The following is an 18563-nucleotide window of genomic DNA, read 5'->3' as shown; positions in this document are numbered from 1 at the left end:
CCCGGGCAAGCCCGCGGGCTTCAGGGCGCCGGGGCCAGGCCGGCGAGACGGATGCGGGTGGGCGCATCGACGGCGGCCATCAGGTCGGCCACGAAGCGCTGCTGCGCGGCCCAGCCGGCCTGGGGATCGGCATCCAGGGTCGACACGCGGAAGAGCAGACCGTCCGGAATCTGTCCGGTCAAGAGCAGGCGCAGCTGCACCAGCCGCTTGTCCCAGGTGCTCTTGACGGTCGCGCCGCCCATCGTGAACCAGTAGGTCAGCGGTTCCTTGCGCGGCCCGAGCTCGGTCATCAGCCGGCGCACGGGAATGTGGCCGGCCGGCAGATCGATCGTCCCGTCCTGCAGGCCCAGCAGCTTGAAGCCCTGGGCCGGGTAGCAGACCTCGGGCATGTGGGCCTGAAGCGAGCTGCGCTGGTCGCCACCATAGGCCAGCGAAAGCATGACCCGCTCGCCCTGCGGGCCGAGGTAGGTGCGCGACAGGATCTGGTTGTAGAGCTTGTCGAGCAGCTCCTGGGTCTGCGGATTGACCAGGGGCTGGGCCTGGGTCGCATCCACGGCCCAGCCACCGAAGGTCTTGGGCACCAGCACCTCGAGATCCAGGCGCGACTCGGCCTCCCCGGCATGGCTGCGGGGACGCAGGCTGTAGGCCAGGGCCGAGGCTCCGACCATCAGTCCGGTGGCGAGAAGGGCTCGCCGGACGGCAAGGGGCTGCTGCAGGGGCATGCGGAGAGACGCCAGGGGAGGAAAAAAGGGACCGGTGCCCCGCACGGCGGGGCGGTCTGCCATGGTGGATTGTGACCGAGGGCCGGTGGCGCGCAGGCTTCGGGGTTGAGCCCGCCCAGGCCCGACAATTCAGCCATGAGCGCCGACCTCCTCACCCTCACCCGCCCCGACGACTGGCACCTGCATCTGCGCGACGGCGCGGCCCTGGCCGCCGTGCTGCCGGACACCGCGCGGCAATTCGCCCGCGCCATCGTCATGCCCAACCTGAAGCCGCCGGTCACCACCGCGGCCCAGGCCCTGGCCTACCGCGAACGCATCCTGGCCGCCCGCCCGACCATCGGGCCGGGCGCGGACTTCGAGCCGCTGATGGTGCTCTACCTGACCGACAACACGCCGCCCGAGGAAGTGCAGCGCGCCAAGGCGGCGGGCGTGCTTGCCTTCAAGCTCTACCCGGCCGGCGCCACCACCAACAGCGATGCCGGGGTGACCGATCTTCGCAAGTGCCACGCGACGCTGGAGGCCATGCAGCGCGAGGGCCTCCTGCTGCTGATCCACGGCGAGGTGACCGACGGCGACATCGACCTCTTCGACCGCGAGGCCGTCTTCATCGACCGCGTGCTGCAGCCGCTGCGCCGCGACTTCCCGGCGCTGAAGATCGTCTTCGAGCACATCACCACCCGCGAGGCCGCGCACTATGTGCGAGACGCGGAGGGCCCGATCGCCGCGACGGTGACCGCCCACCACCTGCTCTACAACCGCAACGCCATCTTCCAGGGCGGCCTGCGGCCGCATTACTACTGCCTGCCCGTGCTCAAGCGCGAGACGCACCGCCTGGCCCTGGTCGAGGCGGCCACCTCCGGCAGCCCGCGCTTCTTCCTCGGCACCGACAGCGCGCCGCATGCCGCGCCGCTCAAGGAGCATGCCGCCGCCTGCGCCGGCTGCTACACCGCGCTGAGTGCGCTGGAGCTGTATGCCGAGGCCTTCGAGGCCGCCGGGGCGCTGGACAAACTGGAAGGCTTCGCCAGCCTGCACGGCCCGGCCTTCTACGGCCTGCCCGTCAACACCGGCACCGTCACGCTGCGGCGCGAGCCCTGGGCCCTGCCCGAGACCCTGCCCTTCGGCGAGACCGTGCTCAAGCCCCTGCGCGGCGGCGAGACCCTGGCTTGGCGGCTGCAGGTCGACTGAAAACACCGCGACCCGCCTCCATCCTTCCCGTGCTGTCATGGAACGCAAACCCCGCGTCGCCCTGCTGATCGATGCCGACAACTCACCGGCGAACAAGATCGACCTGATCCTGACCGAGCTGTCGACCTTCGGCGAGACCAACATCCGCCGCGCCTACGGCAACTGGAAGAAGCCCGAGCTCAAGGGCTGGGAGGAGGTGCTGCATGAGCACGCCATCCGGCCGATGCAGCAGTTCGATGTCAGCAAGGGCAAGAACGCCAGTGACATGGCGATGACCATCGACGCGCTGGACCTGCTCTACACCGACCGGCCCGATGCCTATGGCCTAGTCAGCAGCGATGCTGATTTCACCCCGCTGGTCATGCACCTGCGGGCCAAGGGCGCGGCGGTCTATGGTTTTGGCGCACCGAAGACCCCAGAGCCCTTTGTCAATGCCTGTTCACGCTTCCTCTTCCTGAATCAGCTGGCGGCTGCGGGTGCCCCGACTGCGGAGGTCGAGGGTGAGGCGCCCAGCACCCCGGCGCAGGCCATCCGCATGCCGACGGCCCAACTGCGGCAGAACACCAAATTGGTCTCGCTGCTGCGCAATGCGGTGAATGCGGCCCTGGACGACAGCGGGTGGGCCCGGGTCGGCGTGGTGGGTCAACAGATCGCCAACCAAGCCTCGCTGGACCCGCGCAACTACGGCTATGCCACCCTGACGAAGCTATTGGTTGCGACCCAGCTCTTCGAGTTGAGCCACGAGGGCACCAGCCAGGTGGCCGTGCGTGACAAGCGCAACGCCAAGGCCGCCAAGCCCGCCTGAAGCCCTGCGACAATCCTCTGCGTGAAGCGGGCCAGACCGCCGCCGGTGCCGGATCCGAAAGGTGGCACGGGAGGAAGGTCCGGACTGCACAGGGCAGCGCAGGAGCTAACGGCTCTCCACCGCGAGGTGAGGATCAGAGCAACAGAGACGAGTCCGGCCGGGCAACCGGCCGGGGTGAAACGGGCAATCTCTGCGCGCAGCAATACCGAATAGGCCGGCGTGCGCGATCCCTCGGGATCGCGTGGAGTGTGGTCCCGCACGTGCCGGCGGGTGGGTAGCACCGAGCCAGGCGAGCGATCCCTGGCCCAGAGGAATGGCGGTCACGGGGTCGCGGGCGCAAGCCTTCGACCCTGCACAGAATCCGGCCTATCGGCCCGCTTCACACTAATGCATGGACCCGGCTCCGTCCCCGCGCACTGCATGCGGGGGCCCGCCGGGATCGGTCCGCCCCGCGCGGCCGCCGTCGTGGCCCGAGCCCGCCGGCGATCCCAACGAGTCTTCGGATGAATCCCGACGCCGCCGCCCTCTGGCGGGCCCCCCGCTGGATGCTGGCCGCGCTGCTGGCCGGCCTGGGCGCCCTGGGCCCCTTCGCGATCGACACCTACCTGCCGGCCTTCACCGGCATCGCGGCTTCGGTCGGCGCCAGCCCTGCGCAGATGCAGCAGACCCTGTCGGCCTACCTCTTCGGCTTCGCCTTCATGAGCCTCTTCCATGGCGCGCTGTCGGACGCGCTGGGGCGGCGGCCGGTGGTGCTGACCGGGCTGGTGGTGTTCACGATCGCCTCGGCGGGTTGTGCCTTGTCGCAGACCATCGGCCAGCTGATCGCCTTCCGCACGCTGCAAGGCCTGTCGGCCGGCGCGGGGGTGGTGGTGTCGCGGGCCATCATCCGCGACATGTTCCCGCCGGCCGAGGCGCAGAAGGTGATGTCGCAGGTCACGCTCTTCTTCGGCATCGCGCCGGCGATCGCGCCCATGGTCGGGGGCCTGCTCTTCGACCGCCTGGACTGGCATGCGGTGTTCTGGTTCCTGGCCGGTGTCGGCGGTCTGCTGCTCGCCTTCCACGGCCGCCTGCTGCCCGAGTCGCTGCACATCAGCCAGCGCCAGCCGCTGCGGCTGAAGCCCCTGCTGGCCGGCTACGCCGAGCTGCTGGCCGACCCGCGCTTCCTGGCGCTGGCCCTGGCCAGCGGGGTGCCCTTCAACGGCATGTTCCTTTACGTGATGGCGGCCCCGGCCTGGCTGGGGGAGCACCTGGGGCTGGCGCCGACCGAGTACTTCTGGTTCTTCGTGCTGAACATCGCCGGCATCATGGCCGGCGCCTGGTGGAGCGGCCGGCTGGCCGGCAAGCTGCCCCCGGAGCGGCAGATCCGGCGCGGCTTCCGCATCATGGTCGGCATCTCGCTGCTGAACGTGGCCGCCAACCTGGCCTTCCCGGCCCATGCGAGCTGGGCGATGCTGCCGGTGGCCATCTTCTCCTTCGGCTGGGCGCTGATGGTGCCGGTGGTCACGCTGATGGTGCTGGACCTGGCGCCGACGCGGCGTGGCATGGCGTCGTCGCTGCAGATGGGGGTGGGCAGCCTGTCCAACGGCCTGGTCGCGGGCCTCGTCACGCCCCTGGTCATGCATTCCACCGTCGCGCTGGCTCTGGGCTCGCTCGGCTTGATGGGCATCGGCCTGCTGGCCTGGCTGTGGGTGCGGCGGCAGCTGCCCGCCGCCGCCCGGCGCTGAAGGCGACGCCAAGCCTTCGGCGGGTCGACCGTTCAGCGGGGCCGGACCAGCGGACGGGGCCGCTGCGCGACGACGACGGTCAGCGCCAGCGTCTGGTCGCCACGCTGCACCTGCAAGGGCGCGCGGCTGCCGGGCCGGAGGGCGGCCACGGCATTCAAGAGCTGCGCGGTGTTGGCCACCGGCTGCTCGGCCACGCGGGTCACGACATCACCAGGCCGCAGGCCGGCGCTGCTGGCCGGACCGCCCTGCAGCACCCCGGTGATCAGCACGCCCTCGCGAACCGGGAGCTTGAAGGTCTCGACGATCTCGGCGCTGAGATCGCGCGGCTCGACGCCGATCCAGCCGCGCACCACCGCCCCGTCGCGGATCAGTCCGTCCATCACCTGCCGCGCCGTGGCCGAGGGAATCGCGAAGCCGATGCCCATGCTGCCGCCCGAGCGCGAGTAGATCGCCGTGTTGATGCCCATCAGGTGGCCGTTGGCATCGACCAGCGCCCCGCCGGAATTGCCGGGGTTGATGGCGGCATCGGTCTGGATGAAGTTCTCGAAAGTGTTGATGCCCAGCTGGTTGCGGCCGAGCGCGCTGACGATGCCCGAGGTCACCGTCTGGCCGACGCCGAAGGGGTTGCCGATGGCCAGCACCGCATCGCCGACCTGCAGCGCATCGGAGGCCCCGAAGGTGATGGCCGGCAGCTTGTCCAGATCGATCTTCAGCACGGCCAGGTCGGTCTCGGGGTCGCTGCCGATCACCCGCGCGGCGGTGCGCCGTCCGTCGGAAACGACCACCTCGATCTCGTCGACGCCATCGATCACATGGTTGTTGGTCAGCACATAGCCGTCGGCGCTGACGATCACGCCCGAACCGATGCCGCCCTGCGGCTGCGGCTCGCCGCGCTCGCCGAAGAAGAAGCGGAACCAGGGGTCGACCGACTGCGGATTCCGCTGCGCCGTCTTGCTGGTGACCACGCTGACCACGGCCGGTGCCGCCTTCTTCGCCGCAGGCGCAAAGCCGAGGCCGGCCGTGCCGGGCACCTGGCTGACCATCACCGGCGCCGTGCTGCCCGAAGGCGGCGGCATGACGGGAACCACCGAGGCCAGGGGCCGCCGATCCAGCCACTCCGGCTTGAGCGTGGCCACCACGAAGAGCAGGGCCAGGGCGACCGTGACCGCCTGCGAGAAAATCAGCCAGGTTTTGCGCATGAAGAAAGCAGGCAGCCGATGACGACGACGCGGGACACGCTGGGGACTTATGCGGGCCGGCTGCTGGAGGTGGACCGGTTCAAGGATTATGGGCCGAACGGTCTGCAGGTCGAGGGCAAACCCGGCATCCGCCGGCTGGTCAGCGGGGTGACCGCCAGCCTGGCCTTCATCGATGCGGCGCTGGCCGACGGGGCCGATGCGCTGCTCGTCCATCACGGCCTGTTCTGGCGCGGCCAGGACGGGCGGCTGACCGGCTGGCTCAAGGCCCGCGTGGCCCGGCTGATGGCCGCCGACGTGCGCCTCTTCGCCTACCACCTGCCGCTCGACGCCCACCCCGAACTGGGCAACAACGCCCAGCTGGGCCGCCGGCTGGGCCTGGATGTGGCCCGCAGCTTCGGCGATCAGCAGCTGGGTGCCCTGGCCGAGCCCGCGCAGCCGCTGGCCCTGGCTGAGCTGGTGCAGCGGGTCGAGGCCGCGCTGGGCCGCCGCGCCACCGTCGTGCCCGGCGATGGCCGGCCGCTGGCCCGCATCGCCTGGTGCACGGGAGGGGCCCAGGGCTGGTTCGAGGCTGCCATCGCCGCAGGCGCCGACGCCTTCCTGACCGGCGAAATCTCCGAACCCCAGGCCCATCTGGCCCGCGAGACCGGCGTCGCCTTCCTGGCCGCCGGCCACCATGCGACGGAGCGCTACGGCGCACCGGCCCTGGGCGAGCACCTGGCCGCGCACTTCGGCCTGAGCCACCGCTTCCTCGACATCGACAACCCGGCCTGAGCCCCGCATGCCTGCCCCCCATCCCCTGGCCCTGACGATGGGCGACCCGAATGGCATCGGCCCCGAAATCCTGGTGCGCGCCTTCTCGCAGCGGGCCGTGCCCGGCGGCTACGTGCTGGGCGATGCAGCGGTGATGCGCCGCGCCGCCGCCTGGGTGGCTGCGGCCGACAACGCGCGTGACGCGGGCACGCATGCCGCCGTGCTGCCCCTGCCCATCGCGCTGATTGGCGAGCCGGCCGATGCCCGGGACCTGCCGCCCGGCGTGCTGCCGGTCTGGCCGGTGCCGGGCCTGCCGGCAGGCCTGGCCGCGCGGCCCCCCGGCCAGATCGAGGCTGATGCCGGCCGGGCGGCTGCGGCCTGCGTCCGTGCCGGCATCGCCCAGGTGCGCGCCGGGCAAGCTGCCGCCCTGGTGACCGCGCCCCTCCACAAGGAGGCCCTGGCCGCGGCCGGGGAGCCCTACCCGGGCCACACCGAGCTGCTTCAGGCCGAGGGCGGCCGGCCGGGCGAGACGCTGCCGCCGGTGCGGATGATGCTGGCCAGCCCGGAGCTGAAGACCGTGCTGGTCAGCATCCATGTGTCGCTGCGCCAGGCCATCGAGCAGGTCACGGCCAGGAACGTGCTGGCGACGATCCGCATCGCCCACGCCGCGGCAGCCGGCTGGGGCCAGCCGCGGCCGCGCATCGCGGTGGCCGGTCTGAACCCGCATGCCGGCGAGGGCGGCCTGTTCGGCGACGAGGAGATTCGCCACATCGCGCCGGCCGTCGCCGCCGCGCGGGCCGAGGGCATCGACGCGCAAGGCCCCTTCGCGCCGGACACCGTCTTCATGCGCGCGCGGGCCGGCGAATTCGACCTGGTGATCGCCCAGTACCACGACCAGGGCCTGATCCCGGTGAAATACCTCGGCGTCGAGCAGGGGGTGAACGTGACCCTGGGCCTGCCCTTCGTGCGGACCAGCCCCGACCACGGCACCGCCTTCGACAAGGCCGGGCTCGGCACCGCCGACCCGGCCAGCCTGATCGCCGCGGCGCACATGGCCCGCCGCCTGACCGGCGGCTGAGCCCGGCGCCGGTCAGCGCCGGTTCAATGCGTCGCGGATCTCGCGCAGCAGCGCGATGTCCTCGGGCGTCGGGGCCGGCTCGGCCGGCGGGGGCGGCGGCTCGCTGGCCTTCAGGCGGTTGATCTGCTTGACCATCATGAAGATCACGAAGGCCAGGATCAGGAAGTTCAGCGAGACGGTGATGAAGTTGCCGTAGGCGAAGACCGCGCCGGCCTTGCGCGCCTCGGCCAGCGGCAGGCCGGGTGCCTGGCCGGCCAGGGCGAGGTAGTAGCTGCTGAAGTCCAGGCCGCCGAAGAGCTGGCTGACCAGGGGCATGATGATGTCGCCGACCATCGAATCGACGATCTTGCCGAACGCGCCGCCGATGATGACGCCGACCGCAAGGTCGATGACATTGCCCTTGATCGCGAACTGCTTGAATTCGTCGATGACGCTCATCGCCTGACTCCCGGCTGACGCCGGAACGGCCCGGCGGCGCGAGTATTCATGCCGTGCCCCCGGCGTCAAGTGCATTGCGGGGGCTGGCGACGGAACGAGACAGTGCCGGGCTGGGAGATCTTGGGAAGCGGCGGCGGGCTGGTCTAGAATTTCGGGTTGACCCCAATGTCCCGCCTTGCCAACGTTTTTGCCGAGGATCCCCATGAGTGATCAGACTGTCGATCAGGGCAAGCGCACCTGGTTGATCGCATCCACCTGTGCCGGCGTGGCCGGCGGGGCTGCGGTCGCGGTGCCTTTCGTCAGCACCCTGCAACCGTCGGAGCGCGCCCGCGCGGCCGGCGCCCCCATCGAGGTCGACATCTCGGCCCTGAAGCCTGGCGAGAAGCTGACCGTGGAATGGCGCGGCAAGCCGGTCTGGATCATCCGCCGCACGCCCGAGCAGATCGAATCGCTGAAGGCCACCGAGTCCCAGGTCGCCGACCCGGCGTCCGAGCGCAAGGCCGCCGAGGTCACGCCGATGGAGGAGACCCGCAACGCCTGGCGCTCGATCAAGCCCGAGATCTTCGTGGCCGTCGGCATCTGTTCGCACCTGGGCTGCTCGCCGGTCGACCGCTTCACCCCGGGCGCCCAGCCTTCGCTGCCGGCCGACTGGGCGGGCGGCTTCCTGTGCCCCTGCCACGGCTCGACCTTCGACCTGGCCGGCCGGGTCTACAAAAACAAGCCTGCGCCCGACAACCTCGAGGTGCCTCCCTACACTTTCCTCAGCGACACCCGTCTTCTGATCGGTGAAGCGAAGAAGGCCTGAACCTGAGCATCACGAGGCAACCATGGCTGAATTCAAGACCGTGCCGGCCGACGCGCCGGCAGCCCAGAAGCTGCTGAACTGGGTGGACAACCGCTTTCCGGCGTCCAAGCTGTACAAGGAGCACCTCTCCGAGTACTACGCGCCGAAGAACTTCAACTTTTGGTACTTCTTCGGCTCGCTGGCCCTGCTGGTGCTGGTGATCCAGATCGTCACCGGCATCTTCCTGGTGATGCACTACAAGCCGGACGCGGCCCTGGCCTTCGCGTCGGTCGAATACATCATGCGGGATGTGCCCTGGGGCTGGCTGGTGCGCTACATGCACTCGACCGGCGCCTCGGCCTTCTTCGTCGTGGTCTACCTGCACATGTTCCGCGGGCTGATCTACGGCAGCTACCGCCAGCCGCGCGAGCTGGTCTGGATCTTCGGCTGCGCGATCTTCCTGTGCCTGATGGCCGAGGCCTTCATGGGCTACCTGCTGCCCTGGGGCCAGATGTCCTACTGGGGCGCCCAGGTCATCATCAACCTGTTCTCGGCCATTCCCTTCATCGGCCCGGACCTGTCGATCCTGATCCGCGGTGACTACGTGGTCGGCGACGCCACGCTGAACCGCTTCTTCAGCTTCCACGTGATCGCCGTGCCGCTGGTCCTGCTGGGCCTGGTCGTCGCGCACATCATCGCGCTGCATGAAGTGGGCTCGAACAACCCGGACGGGGTCGAGATCAAGGCCAACAAGGACGCGAACGGCAAGCCGCTCGACGGCATCCCCTTCCACCCCTACTACTCGGTGCACGACATCCTGGGGGTTTCGGGTTTCCTGCTGATCTTCACCGCGATCGTGTTCTTCGCGCCCGAGTTCGGCGGCTACTTCCTGGAGTTCAACAACTTCATCCCGGCCGACCCGCTCAAGACCCCCGCGCACATCGCCCCGGTCTGGTACTTCACGCCGTTCTATTCGATGCTGCGTGCAACGACCGATCCGATGATCAACGTCCTGTGCGCGATCGTCGGCGTCAGCGTCGTGCTGAGCCTGCTCAAGGGCGGCTTCTCGGCCAAGGGCAAGCTGCTGCTGATCGTGGGCGCGCTGGTCGGCGTGGCGCTGCTGAAGGTCTTCGAGGCCAAGTTCTGGGGCGTGGTGGTCATGGGTGGCGCGGTCGTCATCCTGTTCTTCCTGCCCTGGCTGGACCGCAGCCCGGTCAAGTCGATCCGCTACCGTCCGGACTGGCACAAGTACCTGTACGGCATCTTCGTGATCTTCTTCTTCATCCTCGGCTACCTCGGCATCCAGCCGCCGTCGCCGACCGGTGAGCTGGTCTCGCAGATTGGCACCCTGGTGTACTTCGGCTTCTTCCTGCTGATGCCCTGGTGGACCCGTCTGGGCACCTTCAAGCCGGTCCCCGATCGCGTGGTCTTCCACGCGCACTGAAGCCGCCCTCAACGCCAGAACCCACCACATCATGAAGAAGCTCATCGCCCTCTTCCTGGCGCTGATGGCCACCGCAGGCGGCGTCCGCGCCTCCTCGGAAGGCATCGCCTGGGACAAATTCCCCGAGAAGAAGCTGACCGACCTCGCTGCCCTGCAGCATGGCGCCAAGCTGTTCACCAACTACTGCCTGAACTGCCACGCGGCGGCCTTCATGCGCTACACCCGCCTGCGCGACCTCGGCCTGAGCGACGCGCAGATCAAGTCGAACCTCATGTTCTCGACCGAGAAGATGGGGGACACGATGAAGGTGGCGCTGGATGCGAAGGACGCCAAGGACTGGTTCGGCGGCCTGCCCCCGGACCTGACCGTGATCGCCCGCTCGCGCGCCGGCCACGGCGGCACGGGTGCGGACTACCTCTACACCTACCTGCGCACCTACTACCGCGACGAAACCAAGGCCACGGGCTGGAACAATCTGGCCTTCCCGGGCGTCGGCATGCCGCACGTCCTGTGGGAGCTGCAAGGCCAGCGCACCGCGGTCTACAAGGAAGAAGTGGATGCGCACGACCCCGCGAAGACCACGCACGTCTTCGCCGGTTTCCAGCAGGTGACCCCCGGCAAGCTGAGCCCGCAGGCCTATGACGACGCGGTCGCCGACCTCGTCGCCTACCTGACTTGGATGGGCGAACCCGTGGCCCAGCAGCGCGTGCGCCTCGGGGTGTGGGTGCTGCTGTTCCTCGCGGTCTTCATGGTCATCGCCTGGCGCCTGAACGCGGCCTACTGGAAAGACGTGAAGTGATCGTGTGATCTGACCGGGGGCCGCCCAGGCGGTCCCGGTGAGGGCGGAGCAGGCGTTCGGACGCCTGCTCCGCTTCGTGTTTTCCGAGAGACAGAACGAACAACGACAGGAGCCCGACGTCATGATGGTCCTTTATTCCGGCACCACCTGCCCCTACTCGCACCGCTGCCGCTTCGTGCTGTTCGAGAAGGGCATGGACTTCGAAGTTCGCGACGTCGACCTGTTCGCGAAGCCGGAAGACATCGCGCTGATGAATCCGTACAACGAGGTGCCGATCCTGGTGGAGCGCGACCTCATCCTGTACGAATCGCACATCATCAACGAGTACATCGACGAGCGTTTCCCGCACCCGCAGCTGATGCCGGGTGACCCGGTGGCGCGCGCCCGGGTGCGGCTCTTCCTGTTCAACTTCGAGAAGGAGCTGTTCACCCACGTGAACGCGCTCGAAGGCCGGGGCGTGAAGGCGACCGACAAGATGCTGGAGAAGGCCCGCAGCCAGATCCGCGACCGGCTCACCCAGCTCGCGCCGATCTTCCTGAAGAACAAGTTCATGCTGGGCGACGACTTCAGCATGCTCGACGTGGCCATCGCGCCGCTGCTCTGGCGCCTGGACTACTACGGCATCGACCTGTCGAAGAACGCGCTGCCCCTGCTGAAGTACGCCGAGCGCATCTTCTCGCGCCCGGCCTACATCGAGGCCCTGACGCCGTCCGAGAAGGTCATGCGCAAGTGAGGCCCGTCGCCGCGCCGCCCCTCCGGGGCGACGGCGCGGCCCGCGTCGCTTCCGCACGGAAAGCCTGCCGATGAACATCCCGCTGCGTCCCGAGGGTCCGGGGCAGTCCACCCGCCCCTACCTGATCCGCGCCCTGCACAACTGGTGCACGGACAACGGCTACACGCCCTACTTGGCCGTCCATGTCGACGCCTCGGTGCAGGTGCCGGCCGAGTTCGTGAAGAACCAGGAGATCGTGCTGAACGCGAGCTTCGACGCGACCAGTGGCCTGGACCTCGGCAACGAGGAGATCCGCTTCAAGGCCCGCTTCGGCGGCGTGCCGCGCGAGATCGTCGTGCCGGTCGATCATGTGATCGCGATCTACGCGCGCGAGAACGGCCAGGGCATGGCCTTCCCGGCGCCGACCGACCCCGCCGCCGGCCTGGCGACGACCGCGCCGCTGCGCGATGCCAACAGCCCGGCCCCGGCCGAGCACGGCCTGCGGCTGGCGCCACCCCCCGCGGACACGGGCCCGGCGGGCGCTCCGGCCGACGAGGATCCGCCCCCGCCGCCGGCGGGCCCCAAGGGCTCGGCCGGCCGGCCGGCGCTCAAGCGCATCAAGTGATCCGGGCCCCGACGGGGCCTTCCACGGATCGGGGGCGCGCCAGGTCGCCCTCCTAGAATGAAAACGCCGCCGGCTTAGCTCAGTTGGTAGAGCAGCTGCCTTGTAAACAGCAGGTCGTCCGTTCGATTCGGACAGTCGGCACCACCCTCTCCCCTCAGCCCAGCACGCTGCGCAGGGCCCCCAGGCCGCCGGCCAGCGCGATCAGCGGCACCACGCCGATCCGCCCGCGGGCCAGCAGCGCGAAAAACAGCGCGGCCGCGAAGGCTGCCAGCGCGTCAAAGCCCGCACCGGCTGGCCAGAAGACCTGCCGTGCAAAGAACAGCGCCAGGCTGGCGATCACCCCGACCACCGCGGCACTGATGCCGGCCAGCGGCGCCATCACGCCGAGCTGTCCGCGGCTGTGCTCGATGAAGGGCGCGCCGAGGAAGATGAACACGAAGGACGGCAGGAAGGTGAATGCGGTGGCCACCGTGGCCGCGAGCAGGCCGGACAGCAGCACCGTGTCGGGCCCCAGCAGCTCGCGCCCGGCCCCCGCGAGGAAGCCGATGAAGGCGACCACCATGATCAGCGGTCCGGGCGTGGTCTCCCCCAGGGCCAGGCCATCCATCATCTGCAGGGTACTGAGCCAGCCGTGCTGCGCCACGGCCCCCTGCACGACGAAGGGCAGCACCGCGTAGGCGCCCCCGAAGGTCAGCAGCGCCGCCTGGGTGAAGAACAGGCCCAGCTCGACCAGCAGCCCGTCCGCCCCGTCCCACAGCGCAAGCAGGCCCAGCGCGCCCAGCCCCAGGCCCAGGCCCCAGGCGAGCACCTTCAGCGCGCCGGCCAGGCTGGCCCGGGCCTGCGGGGGCGGCGGGCTGTCGTCGTCGATCCAGGCCCGCGGGCCGTCGGCCCCCCCGCCCCCTTCGGCCGAGGCCCCGGCAGGCAAGGCCTGCGGCCTCCAGCGCACCCCGACCGCCCCGATCGCGGCGGCCGCCGCAACGATCAGCGCGAAGGGCAGGCCGGCGACCTCCAGCGCCAGGAAGGCCGCCGCAGCGATGCCGATCCACAGCGGATCCCGCAAGCTGCGACGACCGATCCGCAGGGCCGCTGCCGCAACGATGGCGATCACCGCGGGCTTGATGCCGGCCAGCACCCCCGCCACCCAGGGCAGATTGCCGTGGCGCAGGTAGACCCAGCTCAGCAGGCTGAGCAAGAGCAGGGAGGGCAGCACGAACAGGCCGCCCGCCAGCAGGCCGCCGAGACGGCCATGCATCAGCCAGCCCAGGTAGGTGGCGAGCTGCTGCGCCTCGGGGCCGGGCAGCAGCATGCAGAAGTTCAGCGCGTGGAAGAAGCGGCGCTCGGAGATCCAGCGACGTCGCTCCACCAACTCGGCATGCATCAGCGCGATCTGGCCAGCCGGCCCGCCGAAGCTGATGCAGCCCAGGCGCAGCCAGTAGACCAGGGCCTCGCCCAGGCGAACGGGGGGCGGGGCGGAGGGGCGGGCATGGGGCGCGGACATGGTGCGCAGTGTCCCGCGGCGACGCGGGCTGACCCGCCACGGTGCACCCCCGGGTCGAGGGCCCGACGGCTGAGACAATGCCGCCGTCCCGGTTTTGGCAGCGATCGCGCTGCACCCCATGGAAATTGCGTTGCTGCTCGGCCTCATCATCCTGAACGGCCTGTTCGCGATGAGCGAGATCGCTCTGGTGACCGCGCGCAAGGCGCGGCTGCAGAAGATGGTCGAGGACGGCGACCGGGCCGCGGCCGCGGCGCTGGAGCTCGGCGAGCACCCGACGCGCTTCCTGTCGACCATCCAGATCGGCATCACCTCCATCGGCGTGCTCAACGGCATCGTCGGCGAGGCGGCCCTGGCCGGCCCGCTGGCCGACAGCCTGCAAGCCCGCTTCGGCATCGCCGAGGAGACGGCGGACTTCGCCGCGACGGCGACCGTGGTCTTCGCGATCACCTATTTCTCGATCGTGCTCGGCGAGCTGCTGCCCAAGCGCCTGGGCCAGATCAACCCCGAGCCGATCGCGCGCATCGTCGCCCGCCCCATGCTGATGCTGGCCACCCTGGCCAAGCCCTTCGTGCGGCTGCTGACCGGCTCGACCGAGCTGATGATGCGGCTGTTCGGCGTGCGCAACGAGAACAACTCGGCCGTGACCGAGGAGGACATCGAAGCCCTGCTGGCCGAGGGCTCGGATGCCGGCGTGATCGAGCAGCAGGAGCACCAGATGGTGCGCAATGTGTTCCGGCTCGACGAGCGCGAGATCCTGTCGCTGATGGTGCCCCGGGCCGACATCGTCTACCTCGACCTGGCCGAGCCGCTGGAGACCAATCTGCTCAAGCTCGGCAGCGCCGGGCACAGCCGCTTCCCCGTCTGCCGCGGCGGGCTCGACGACATCATCGGCATCGCCAGCGCCAGCAGCCTGCTCGCGCGCAGCCTGCGCGGCGAGCCGCTGGACCTGGCCGGCGATCTGCAAGCCGCCGTCTTCGTGCCCGAGACCCAGAGCGGCATGGAGCTGCTGGAGCACTTCCGCTCGGCCGGTGTGCACCTGGCCCTGGTGATCGACGAGTACGGCGAGGTGCAGGGCCTGGTCACGCTGCAGGACGTGCTGGAGGCCATCACCGGCGAATTCGCACCCACCCCGGGCGAGGCCGCCTGGGCGGTGCAGCGCGAGGATGGCTCCTGGCTGGTCGACGGCCTGATTCCCGTGCCCGAACTGAAGGACCGCCTGCACCTGCGCGAGCTGCCCGAGGAGGACCGCGGCCGCTACAACACCCTGGCCGGGCTGCTGATGTTCCTGCTGGGGCGGGTGCCGGCCACCGCCGACGCGGTGGAGTGGGAGAACTGGCGTTTCGAGGTCGTCGACATGGACGGCAAGCGCATCGACAAGGTGCTGGCCAGCCCGGTGGCCGAGGACGCGACTAGGGACCGCGACGGCTGAAGCCGGCCGGCCCGGGCGGGGCCGGCACCGCCCGGCCGCTCACGCGCACGGCGACGGCCCCGTCGCCCAGACCGCGCGCCTTCAGGGCCGCGGCCAGGGTGGGCAGCCACTGCCGCAGCTTGGCCGCCGCAGCCGGATTGGGGGCGATCAGCGACCAGCTGCCATCGGCCTCCAGCGGACCGGGCTGCACCCTTTCGGCCAGGGCCGGCGGCAGCAGGGCGCGCACCACCGCGACCCGCGCCTCCGCCGCCCGCAAGCGTGCCATCAGGTCCTGCAGCGGGCCCGAGCGGGCCAGGGCCTCGGCCATCGGCAGGGCGGCGGGCACCGCCGGCCCTCCCGAAGCCGCCCGGCGCAGGGCCGGCGCCTGCGAGGGCCGGGCGGGGCGGAACGGGGGCTGGGACATGGTGCGCGGGATCATACGGCGCCCCTCCGGACCCCATCCGGCCCCCATCCGGACGGTCAAAAGCCCGGTGCTAGACTGCCCCGCTTTGTCCGCGCCCTGCGGGCCCTCGCCGGGCCGATGCTGTGCATGCATGGGATGCGGCGCCCCGTCGCACTCTCGCGGCGGTGGATTCCCGATGCGTTTTCCGACGCCTGCTCCGCATGTTGCCCAAGCTCCTCACCTCGATCTTCGGCAGTCGCAACGACCGCCTGCTCAAGCAGTACCGCAAGGTCGTCGCGCAGATCAACGCCCTCGAGCCGCGCTACGAGGCCCTGGCCGACGAGGCCCTGCGCGAGGAGATGGCGCGCTTCAAGGCCCGCCATGCCGGCGGTGAAAGCCTGGACGCCCTGCTGCCCGAGGTCTTCGCCGTCGTGCGCGAAGGCGGCAAGCGGGCGCTGAAGATGCGCCACTTCGACGTGCAGATGATCGGCGGCATGGTGCTGCACGCCGGCAAGGTGGCCGAGATGCGCACCGGCGAGGGCAAGACCCTGATGGCCACCCTGCCGGTCGTGCTGAATGCCGTGTCGGGCAAGGGCGTGCATGTGGTCACCGTCAACGACTACCTGGCCCGCCGCGACGCCGAGTGGATGGGCGTGCTCTACAACTTCCTGGGCCTGACGGTCGGGGTGAACCTGGCGCAGATGACGCGCGAGGAGAAGCAGGCCGCCTACGGCGCCGACATCACCTACGGCACGAACAACGAATACGGCTTCGACTACCTGCGCGACAACATGGTCCACGAGGTGCAAGACCGCGTGCAGCGCGGCCTGAACTTCGCGATCGTCGACGAGGTGGACTCGATCCTGATCGACGAAGCCCGCACCCCGCTGATCATCAGCGGCCAGGCGGAGGACCAGACCAGCCTCTATCTGAAGATCGACGCTGTCATCCCCAAGCTCAAGCGCCAGGTCGGCGAGGCCGATCCGCGCACCGGCGAGGGCGTGATCGAGGCCGGCGATTTCACCGCCGACGAGAAGACCCACCAGGTCTTCCTGACCGAGGACGGCCACGAGAAAGCCGAGCAGCTGCTGCAGCAAGCCGGCCTGCTGCCCGAGGGGGCCAGCCTCTACGACGCGGCCCACATCAGCCTGATGCATCACCTGTATGCCGCGCTGAAGGCCCATCACCTCTTCCACCGCGACCAGCACTATGTGGTGCAGCCCGGCCAGCAGGGCCCGGAGGTGGTAATCGTCGACGAGTTCACCGGCCGCCTGATGGCCGGCCGGCGCTGGAGCGACGGCCTGCACCAGGCCGTGGAAGCCAAGGAAGGCGTGGCCATCCAGCCCGAGAACCAGACCCTGGCCTCGATCACCTTCCAGAACTACTTCCGCATGTACGCCAAGCTGGGCGGCATGACGGGCACGGCCGACACCGAGGCCTACGAGTTCCAGGAGATCTACGGCCTGGAGACGGTGGTCATCCCGCCGAACCGGCCGACGATCCGCAAGGACCAGCTGGACCTCGTCTACAAGACCGACCGCGAGAAGTACGCCGCCGTCGTCGAGGACATCCGCGACTGCCACGAGCGCGGCCAACCGGTGCTGGTCGGCACGACTTCGGTCGAGAAGTCGGAGCTGATCGCGAAGCTGCTCGGCGAGGCGGGCCTGCCGCACCAGGTGCTCAACGCCAAGCAGCATGCCCGCGAGGCGGAGATCGTCGCCCAGGCGGGCCGGCCCGGCGTGATCACCATCGCCACCAACATGGCCGGCCGCGGCACCGACATCGTGCTGGGCGGCAATGTCGAGAAGCAGTGCCAGTTCATTGAGGCCGATGCCGGGCTGTCGGACGCCGACAAGGCCGCCCGCATCCAGCAGCTCAAGGATGAGTGGGCCACCCTGAACGCCCAGGTCAAGGCCGCCGGCGGCCTGCGCATCGTCGCGACCGAGCGCCACGAAAGCCGCCGCATCGACAACCAGCTGCGCGGCCGCTCGGGCCGCCAGGGCGATCCGGGGGCCTCGCGCTTCTACCTGTCCCTGGAAGACCCGCTGATGCGCATCTTCGCCGGCGACCGGGTCAAGGCCATCATGGAGCGGCTGAAGATGCCCGATGGCGAAGCCATCGAGGCCGGCATCGTCAGCCGCAGCATCGAAGGTGCGCAGCGCAAGGTGGAGGCGCGCAACTTCGACATGCGTAAGCAGCTGCTGGAGTACGACGACGTCGCCAACGACCAGCGCAAGGTGATCTACGCGCAGCGCAACGAGATCCTCGAATCCACCGACATCGGTGAGCAGATCACCCACCTGCGCCGCGGCGCGCTGACCGATGTGGTGCGGGCCTTCGTGCCGGCCGAGAGCGTCGAGGAGCAGTGGGACCTGGCCGGCCTGGAAGCGGCCCTGCGCGACGAGTGGCAGCTGCAGGTCGAGCTGCTCGGCTGGGTGGCTGGCGCCGAGGCGGTGACCGACGAGGACCTCGTCGAGCGCGTCGTGCAGGCCGGCGATGCCGCCTACGAGGTCAAGGTGGCCCTGGCCGGCCGCGCCCAGTTCGCGCCCTTCGAGCGGAGCGTGCTGCTGCAGACCCTGGACCAGCACTGGCGCGACCACCTCTCGGCGCTGGACTACCTGCGCCAGGGCATCCACCTGCGCGGCTATGCCCAGAAGAACCCGAAGCAGGAATACAAGCGCGAGGCCTTCGAGCTCTTCTCCAAGCTGCTCGACACCGTGCGCGACCAGACGAGCAAGCTGCTGCTGACCGTCGTCATCGGCAGCCGCGAGGAAGCCGAGCGCGCGACCGAGGCGGTCGAAGCCCAGGCCGAGCAGTTCGCCAACGTCAGCTACACCCATCCCAACGAGGACGGCTCGGTCAGCACCGAAACCGACCCGGCCACCGCCGCGCCGCCCGCCCCGCGGGTCGGCCGCAACGACCCCTGCCCCTGCGGCAGCGGCAAGAAGTACAAGGCCTGTCACGGCAAGCTCGCATGATGCGGGCGCGG

General features: G+C 69.9%; 17 protein-coding genes, 1 tRNA gene and 1 other RNA gene. 14 read left to right on the top strand and 5 right to left on the bottom strand.

The annotated features are described in order from the left end of the window. Nucleotides 1-20: 20 nt before the first annotated feature. Nucleotides 21-722: an exosortase-associated protein EpsI, B-type gene (epsI, locus tag H4F90_RS11240; RefSeq protein ID WP_328700912.1), complete on the bottom strand. Its 702-nt coding sequence runs from the start codon at nt 720-722 to the stop codon at nt 21-23. Between the two features lie 135 nt (nt 723-857). Here epsI and pyrC point away from each other — a divergent pair, with 135 nt between their 5' ends. The 4 genes from pyrC to H4F90_RS11220 all read left to right on the top strand — a co-directional run bounded on the left by pyrC (nt 858) and on the right by H4F90_RS11220 (nt 4436). Next, complete coding sequence (gene pyrC, locus H4F90_RS11235; protein ID WP_182664607.1) at nt 858-1907, top strand: dihydroorotase; 1050 nt, start codon at nt 858-860, stop codon at nt 1905-1907. Between the two features lie 37 nt (nt 1908-1944). Further along, nucleotides 1945-2712, top strand: coding sequence for an NYN domain-containing protein (locus H4F90_RS11230; RefSeq protein ID WP_182664605.1), 768 nt, complete (start codon nt 1945-1947; stop codon nt 2710-2712). A gap of 23 nt (nt 2713-2735) precedes the next feature. Then, nucleotides 2736-3097: RNase P RNA component class A (gene rnpB, locus H4F90_RS11225), an RNA gene on the top strand. A 118-nt stretch (nt 3098-3215) separates the two neighbouring features. After that, the gene (locus H4F90_RS11220; RefSeq protein WP_182664603.1) at nt 3216-4436 is read left to right on the top strand and encodes a multidrug effflux MFS transporter; all 1221 of its coding nucleotides are present in this window, start codon (nt 3216-3218) and stop codon (nt 4434-4436) included. Between the two features lie 32 nt (nt 4437-4468). Here H4F90_RS11220 and H4F90_RS11215 read toward each other — a convergent pair whose 3' ends face one another. Next, nucleotides 4469-5635: a S1C family serine protease gene (locus H4F90_RS11215; RefSeq protein ID WP_182664601.1), complete on the bottom strand. Its 1167-nt coding sequence runs from the start codon at nt 5633-5635 to the stop codon at nt 4469-4471. An 18-nt stretch (nt 5636-5653) separates the two neighbouring features. On the opposite strand from H4F90_RS11215, the gene H4F90_RS11210 reads away from it, so the two are divergent. Then, a complete protein-coding gene (locus H4F90_RS11210) occupies nt 5654-6406 on the top strand; it encodes a Nif3-like dinuclear metal center hexameric protein (RefSeq protein ID WP_182664599.1) in 753 nt (250 codons plus the stop codon). 7 nt (nt 6407-6413) lie between these two features. Next, a complete protein-coding gene (gene pdxA, locus H4F90_RS11205; RefSeq protein ID WP_182664597.1) occupies nt 6414-7463 on the top strand; it encodes a 4-hydroxythreonine-4-phosphate dehydrogenase PdxA in 1050 nt (349 codons plus the stop codon). A gap of 12 nt (nt 7464-7475) precedes the next feature. Here the strand turns inward: pdxA and mscL are convergent, their stop codons facing one another. After that, on the bottom strand, nt 7476-7901 hold the full coding sequence (gene mscL, locus H4F90_RS11200; RefSeq protein ID WP_182664595.1) for a large conductance mechanosensitive channel protein MscL: 426 nt from the start codon (nt 7899-7901) through the stop codon (nt 7476-7478). Between the two features lie 202 nt (nt 7902-8103). On the opposite strand from mscL, the gene petA reads away from it, so the two are divergent. The 6 genes from petA to H4F90_RS11170 all read left to right on the top strand — a co-directional run bounded on the left by petA (nt 8104) and on the right by H4F90_RS11170 (nt 12409). Then, a complete protein-coding gene (gene petA, locus H4F90_RS11195; RefSeq protein WP_182664593.1) occupies nt 8104-8706 on the top strand; it encodes a ubiquinol-cytochrome c reductase iron-sulfur subunit in 603 nt (200 codons plus the stop codon). Nucleotides 8707-8728: 22 nt separating this feature from the next. Then, nucleotides 8729-10129 (top strand): cytochrome b, encoded by a 1401-nt coding sequence (locus tag H4F90_RS11190; RefSeq protein WP_182664591.1) that lies wholly within the window; start codon nt 8729-8731, stop codon nt 10127-10129. Nucleotides 10130-10160: 31 nt separating this feature from the next. Continuing rightward, nucleotides 10161-10928 (top strand): cytochrome c1, encoded by a 768-nt coding sequence (locus tag H4F90_RS11185; RefSeq protein ID WP_182664589.1) that lies wholly within the window; start codon nt 10161-10163, stop codon nt 10926-10928. 121 nt (nt 10929-11049) lie between these two features. Next, a complete protein-coding gene (locus tag H4F90_RS11180) occupies nt 11050-11661 on the top strand; it encodes a glutathione S-transferase N-terminal domain-containing protein (RefSeq protein WP_182664587.1) in 612 nt (203 codons plus the stop codon). A gap of 70 nt (nt 11662-11731) precedes the next feature. Continuing rightward, complete coding sequence (locus H4F90_RS11175; protein WP_182664584.1) at nt 11732-12265, top strand: ClpXP protease specificity-enhancing factor; 534 nt, start codon at nt 11732-11734, stop codon at nt 12263-12265. 68 nt (nt 12266-12333) lie between these two features. Continuing rightward, a tRNA-Thr gene (locus H4F90_RS11170) sits at nt 12334-12409 on the top strand. A gap of 10 nt (nt 12410-12419) precedes the next feature. Here the strand turns inward: H4F90_RS11170 and chrA are convergent. Further along, nucleotides 12420-13763, bottom strand: coding sequence for a chromate efflux transporter (chrA, locus tag H4F90_RS11165; RefSeq protein WP_182664582.1), 1344 nt, complete (start codon nt 13761-13763; stop codon nt 12420-12422). A 118-nt stretch (nt 13764-13881) separates the two neighbouring features. On the opposite strand from chrA, the gene H4F90_RS11160 reads away from it, so the two are divergent. After that, entirely contained in the window at nt 13882-15192 is a 1311-nt protein-coding gene (locus H4F90_RS11160) for a hemolysin family protein (RefSeq protein ID WP_182664580.1), read from the top strand. On the opposite strand, the gene H4F90_RS11155 is transcribed toward H4F90_RS11160, so the two are convergent. After that, a complete protein-coding gene (locus H4F90_RS11155) occupies nt 15173-15595 on the bottom strand; it encodes a hypothetical protein (RefSeq protein ID WP_235972171.1) in 423 nt (140 codons plus the stop codon). The genes H4F90_RS11160 and H4F90_RS11155 overlap by 20 nt on opposite strands. Nucleotides 15596-15795: 200 nt before the next feature. Between H4F90_RS11155 and secA the strand changes: the two genes are divergently transcribed. After that, nucleotides 15796-18552, top strand: coding sequence for a preprotein translocase subunit SecA (gene secA, locus H4F90_RS11150; RefSeq protein WP_182664578.1), 2757 nt, complete (start codon nt 15796-15798; stop codon nt 18550-18552). Nucleotides 18553-18563 lie beyond the last annotated feature (11 nt).

Source organism: Aquariibacter albus (genome assembly GCF_014145335.1).
GTDB lineage: Bacteria > Pseudomonadota > Gammaproteobacteria > Burkholderiales > Burkholderiaceae_C > Aquariibacter > Aquariibacter albus.
The sequence above is the reverse complement of the archived record's forward strand: the minus strand, read 5'-3'. Positions and strand labels throughout refer to the sequence as shown.